Genomic DNA, 5,648 nt, shown 5'->3' with positions numbered 1-5,648 from the left:
AAACAACAAAACCCGCCCTCCCCACTTCACCCTCATCCCCTAACCCCTTCTCCCATCAAGGGAGAAGGGGAACAATTTCATAATTATTCAGCCTGGTTAACAAACAGATAAACAATTAAATAATATCAAATCGTAGGGGCGCGTTTAGGGACAATTGTAGGGGCGGGTTTAGGAAATCAATTCAGCTAGTCACCACTAACGAAACAACAAAACCCGCCCTCCCCACCAATAACCTGTGAACAAAACCCCCCTCTCCCAACCCTTGAGCATGAATAGTATCCAAAGGATTGGTGGGTTACGGCGGATAGAGGATTAAACGGTTATTGGCAGAATTTAATACCGCCTAACCCACCCTACAATTAAACAAAGCACAAAGGACAAATGACAAATGACAAATTAATCTATCGCTTCAACGTCACCCGCGATCGCATCTCGTGGTAAATCCTCTAAACCCATTGATTTTAATAGGGTTTCCCAGGTTGAGGGGAGACGACGAAGCGGGGAGATATCCTGGGGCAGATCATACCAAAGATTATGTTCAATTAATAGGTCAATCTGCTGGGATAAAGCCGCTTGTTGTATCTGTGTCTCTAAGTCTTGGTTATCCAGCCGTTTTACCCATCCCTGATGCCAAACGCGATCGCGCATGGATGATCCGGAAGAGGTACAATAGAGCATGAGTTTCCAGGTGTAGCGTTGATTTGGGGCTAAGGGGGGCGCGGTTTTGGGTAGACTAATCTGAATTAAACCGGGAGTTTGGGGTAGAGAAAATTCCTGTCGGTAGATGGTATTTTGCTGTTCGTCTTCTATGGTAAATTTACCAGACTCTAGGCTACTTGTTTGATAGGGAATGTATAACCAAAGCGTAGGATATCCGCTAAGAGTGTAGCCGGAAAATTCCCCATTCGTTAGGGGTAATAAGGGGGTAAAGGGTTGATCGGTTTTTTCACAGGAACCACGAGTTCCACCGGGATTTCGTTCTTCGGCGGGTTCGCTGTCTGGGGGTTTGGGTGGATCGGTGGTGGCGGGTGGGGTTTGATTGATTGGGGTGGAGGTGATCAGAATTAAGGAAAGAATGAGTGGAAGGTTTGGGGAAATCATTGTTTTTTTCTCCGGGTTTGAGGTTGGGTGGTTGGGTGTTTTTTTAACGCAGAGGGGCGCAGAGGTTAACGCAGAGGGCGCAGAGGGGTAGGCGTAATTGATGTTCTATCAATGTTGCTTGGGGTTGGGTTGGGTTAATATTCATGGCTTTTAGATTAATGTTAATTGGATTTAGAGTTATATAGATTGGCGTTTCCATAAGAATATATTGGTGATTAGATAGGCAAAAATAGATGGAGTCATAGGAAGAAAAAAATGAAGCGTGATAAAAATAATAAAGCTAACTCCCCCAATACTAATTAGAATAATTCCGCTGGCGATTACTCGATAGACTAAGCCGGAAATCCGCCAATTTATCAGTCCGGCTGATAATGCCCAAGTTCCAATCCAAAGACTCTCTATCCACCAGGGGGGAAATTGAAGTATGGGACGTTTATCCGCAACGGCGCTAATCAGTTGACTGATTTTATGGGCGTGAAGGTATAAGCCGCGAATATCTTGATTATCTGGTGTTTTAAAGTAATCCTTGACACTGGGATCAGTCACGCCAATTAAAATAATTTTGTCTTGAATTAAGGCGGGATTCACTTGATGATTGAGTACCTGAGTCAGGGTTACTGTTGGGGCAATTTCCTTGGTGCGACGATAGTTGAGCAGGATTTGGTGTCCTTTGACTTGGGAGGCGGTATAAAATCCAGGGTTCTGGTTGAGAATCTTGAAGCGAATTCCGCCAATTTGCCATTGTTTGGCGGTGGGAAACTCAACAGAAAAACCCTGATTCTGTAAATAACGCAGGGCGATTTGGGAACTAAAAGCATAGTAGGCGGAACAGTTGGAAGGTTGAGGCGGATTCATGGCTAAAAGATGACGGCGAACAATGCTATCGGAATCGGTAATCACATCACTGAATCCCAAACGCTGGCGGGGAATGTCTGGGGGTGGTGAGATACCTTCGGGATCATTGTGATTGGGATGGGTACAAATCGGAATCACGCGATCGCGCGTTTTGAGATACTCAATTAATTCTGCTTGACCTTTGCCTTCAGGTCGGTCACGATAGATATCTAAGCCGATAAGTTGGGGCTGATATTGGTCTAAGGCTTGTAATAATTGCCGCATTGTGCGATCATGCAGTGGATATTCATTGCCTAAGTTGGCGATATCCTGCCGAGTAATCTGCACCAGCAACAACCGTTGATCGGGTTCCTCCCGTTGACGCGATCGCCCAAACCAATCAAACGTCTGGAATTCCCAAGATTGCCATACGCCAAGCGATCGCATTCCCATCACCAATACTGTTACCCCCACCGTCGCGGCGATTACCCGCCACCAGGGAAGGGATAGCGAGGGAGAGGGAATCGGCTGAAGCTGTTGATTCACCCAATGGCGATCAAAAACCGAGGCGTAAATCCGATTCGCCACCTGCAACTGTCCCCCCCGCTTCACCACTAACCCCGATAACCGTAATTGCTGCTGCAAATTATTCTCATCAGCCGGAACTTTCTTGCGTTTGAGTATCCGGTGATACAGCGTTAATACCCGTTGACTATCTTGATATCCAGACAAGACGCGATCGCGAATCGTCCGCAGATGTTCAGGATGATCCTGAGACAGCCAGTTATCGAGAATGTGCGATCGGACCACCTGATCCACAAGGGATTGGGAATAGTTTCCCCTGAGAAGGGCGGGTTTAGTCAAGTAATCAATGTGCCTCTCTTCCCCAACTGTTTGACACACCAACCGACATACCTTTTGCGTCAGAAACGGTTGTCCTCCTGTCCAATTTAATATAGCTTGAAGTACCGCATCAGGATGAGGAACCTTTCCCTCTAATCCCCCAACTAAAGGTTTCGCCTCTTCCCGTGTAAACCCCTTTAACTCAATCGCCAAACTATCAATATTAAACGGCGTGCGCTGATTATCCGCAATCAAATCCGAAGGCGTCGCCACTCCCAACAACGCAAACGTTAAACGCTGGTATTTCTGCTGAGTTGCCCGTTTATTATAACAAGTACGGATAAACCCCAATACATCATCCTTAAATTCTAAATTCAGAATACTATCGATTTCATCAATAAAAATAACAATCTTACCCGCAACCCTACCCAAAACCTCCTCATCAACGAATTTACTGAACCGATCAAAGGGAGACAAATACCCATACCGATACCACCACTCCCCCTCATCCAGATCCAACTCAAACCCACTCACCAAATGACTCACCATTGTGCCATAAAACTCCTCCTGAGTAATTTGAAAACTACAGATATCCCGCATTTCCATTTCCACACAAGCGAACCCCTGATCTTGCAAGCGTTTCATCGTCCGCACCAACAAACTCGACTTCCCCATCTGACGAGAATTCAGCACATAACAAAACCGCATCCCCCTCAATCCCTGAAAAAGTTCTTGATCCGCCGCCCGAACCACATAATTCCTCGCATCCAGAGGTAAAGCGCCACCTACTTGATAGTCGTCATTTGTCATTTGTCATTTGTCATTTGTCAAAACACTGATTTCACTGATTTATTAGAGAGATTGGGGTAGGGATCTGAGAAGTTAGTCACACTGATTACACCGATAAATTGGTTGTCTATAATTTTTTATTTCTCATTATTCGTCATCTAATCCTAAACATCAAACCCAACTCCATCTCCAACCCCCTAAAACCTGTCCCCCCATCCACTCACCCCCTCTGCGTTCCTCTGCGTAAACCTCTGCGTTCCTCTGCGTTAAAAAAACATAAACTCTCTCCCCACAACATCAAATCAAACAATCCCTAACCCCCCGATTCAATCCGACTCTCAAAATACCGACGAAACAACTCATAACGAGGACTAACGCCATCCCCTTCCCACCGAACCAACCCCAAATTCTCCAAAACATCCGCCACCTCCAGATTCAATCTCACCGAATGATTAACACCAACAACCTGATTAAACGCCGCCACCAACTCCGGCGATTGATGTAACTTTTGTCCATACATCAGCAAATAATCCCGATAAATTCCCCTAGGAGTCGCCGCCGTTGCCAAAACCTCCTCCAATGTCACCAACTTTTGTCCAATTTGCTTCATCGCCTCTTGAACCAAATAAGGCTGTCCCCCCACCATCGCCATTAACCGATTCACCTGATCAATTTGCCAATCCAATCCATAATCTTGTGCCAACGCTTGCACCTGTTCCCGACTCAATTCCGGTAACGCGATCGGAAGTCCCGTATTAAATGGTGACTGATTAATATCCAGTTCGCGATAATCTTCCGTATACACTAAAACCTGGCGCAACTTACCCCAAATTGGGCGCGTTTTTGCCTCCTCATGTCGCGTTCGCAGCATCCCTAAAAACTCCCCCGCGATTTCTGGATACGGAAAAATTCGATCCACTTCATCTAACCCCAAAACCAGACAACTGTCTCCGGGTAACAGATGCTTTTCAAAATACGTCTTACACTTATTCTTACTATTGCCAATACTCTTCTGCCAATGTTCAGCAACTGGATTATCTGACAATGATTCTTGGTTCAGACTCAGCGTCACACTGGTACAGAACCATTGCAGAAATCGATTCAAATCTTGAAAATCCGTCGCCGTTGCATCCCGCAGATTCAAACTCACTGCGCGATAACCCTGATCCGCCGCATAATTCAACACCCGTGACATCAATTCCGTTTTCCCCATCTTCCACGGCGCTTTAATCCGCAGTAAACATCCCGGCTTCAGGATTTCCTGGTAACAGGTAGGCAGAATCCCCGGTTCAATATAACGATCTTGACAAAGAGGAGTCGCGATCGCACCAGAATCTGTCTCTAAATTTCTCAGTTGTTCTCCATGCTGTTGATATCGCACATACTCTCGCTTTAACCAGTCTCGCAAGCGCTTAAATTTACCCTTTTTCTCCGTATTCAGCGCCGGACAAGAATGGGCAAATGTCGCATAAATTCGTCCCATTCGTCGTTGCAGCGTCGCCTCACTGATATGTAAATTGTCAGCAATTTTGGCATCAAGTTCTGCCCAATTCTGTTCCGCAAAGCGCCAACAAAACACCTGTCTATCATCGGCATCAAATATACCCTGACAATCTGCAATTTGTTGTAAAAATGTATCCCACGACATAAACAGCTAGAGGTATTCAATAATCATCAAAATTGTAGTGGCGTGGCACACCTAATTGGGTGGATTATAACTGTAGGGGCGCAGGTTGTGCGCCCAGAAAATCACCAAAATCTATCCCACCATTTTAGCTGTGTCAGTCCAGTACCATAACTCTATTCAACTAGACTATCATTTATAATCCAATGATTAAAATGAACGTAGCTTGAGTCAACGATGCGAACCTTTATAGCGAAGACAGCGCAACGCTTAACGAATAAGCTGTTCGGTATTTAAACCTTAATATCAATAATAGCTTGCCGTAGTGCGAGCATCTTGCTCGCTACATCAAGCATCTTGCTCGCTACATCAAGCATCTTGCTCGCTACATCAAGCATCTTACTCGCTACTAATACCCAATTTAAATGCATGACAGCTTATTTTGGGGAGAGCGACA

3 protein-coding genes are annotated in these 5,648 nt (G+C 45.5%); all 3 read right to left on the bottom strand.

The features are described 5' to 3' along the window. Nucleotides 1-396: 396 nt before the first annotated feature. The 3 genes from RH949_RS31910 to RH949_RS31900 all read right to left on the bottom strand — a co-directional run bounded on the left by RH949_RS31910 (nucleotide 397) and on the right by RH949_RS31900 (nucleotide 5,215). Complete coding sequence (locus tag RH949_RS31910; RefSeq protein WP_446358873.1) at nucleotides 397-1,101, bottom strand: DUF928 domain-containing protein; 705 nt, start codon at nucleotides 1,099-1,101, stop codon at nucleotides 397-399. A 177-nt stretch (nucleotides 1,102-1,278) separates the two neighbouring features. Continuing rightward, nucleotides 1,279-3,588 (bottom strand): CHASE2 domain-containing protein, encoded by a 2,310-nt coding sequence (locus tag RH949_RS31905; protein ID WP_446358871.1) that lies wholly within the window; start codon nucleotides 3,586-3,588, stop codon nucleotides 1,279-1,281. A 292-nt stretch (nucleotides 3,589-3,880) separates the two neighbouring features. After that, nucleotides 3,881-5,215 carry an AAA-like domain-containing protein gene (locus RH949_RS31900; protein ID WP_446358869.1) on the bottom strand — a complete coding sequence of 445 codons (1,335 nt, stop codon included), beginning with the start codon at nucleotides 5,213-5,215 and terminating at the stop codon, nucleotides 3,881-3,883. Nucleotides 5,216-5,648: the final 433 nt, after the last annotated feature.

Origin of the sequence: Coleofasciculus sp. A1-SPW-01, assembly GCF_040217205.1 — a bacterium.
Lineage (GTDB): Bacteria > Cyanobacteriota > Cyanobacteriia > Cyanobacteriales > Coleofasciculaceae > Coleofasciculus > Coleofasciculus chthonoplastes_A.
The sequence above is the reverse complement of the archived record's forward strand: the minus strand, read 5'-3'. Positions and strand labels throughout refer to the sequence as shown.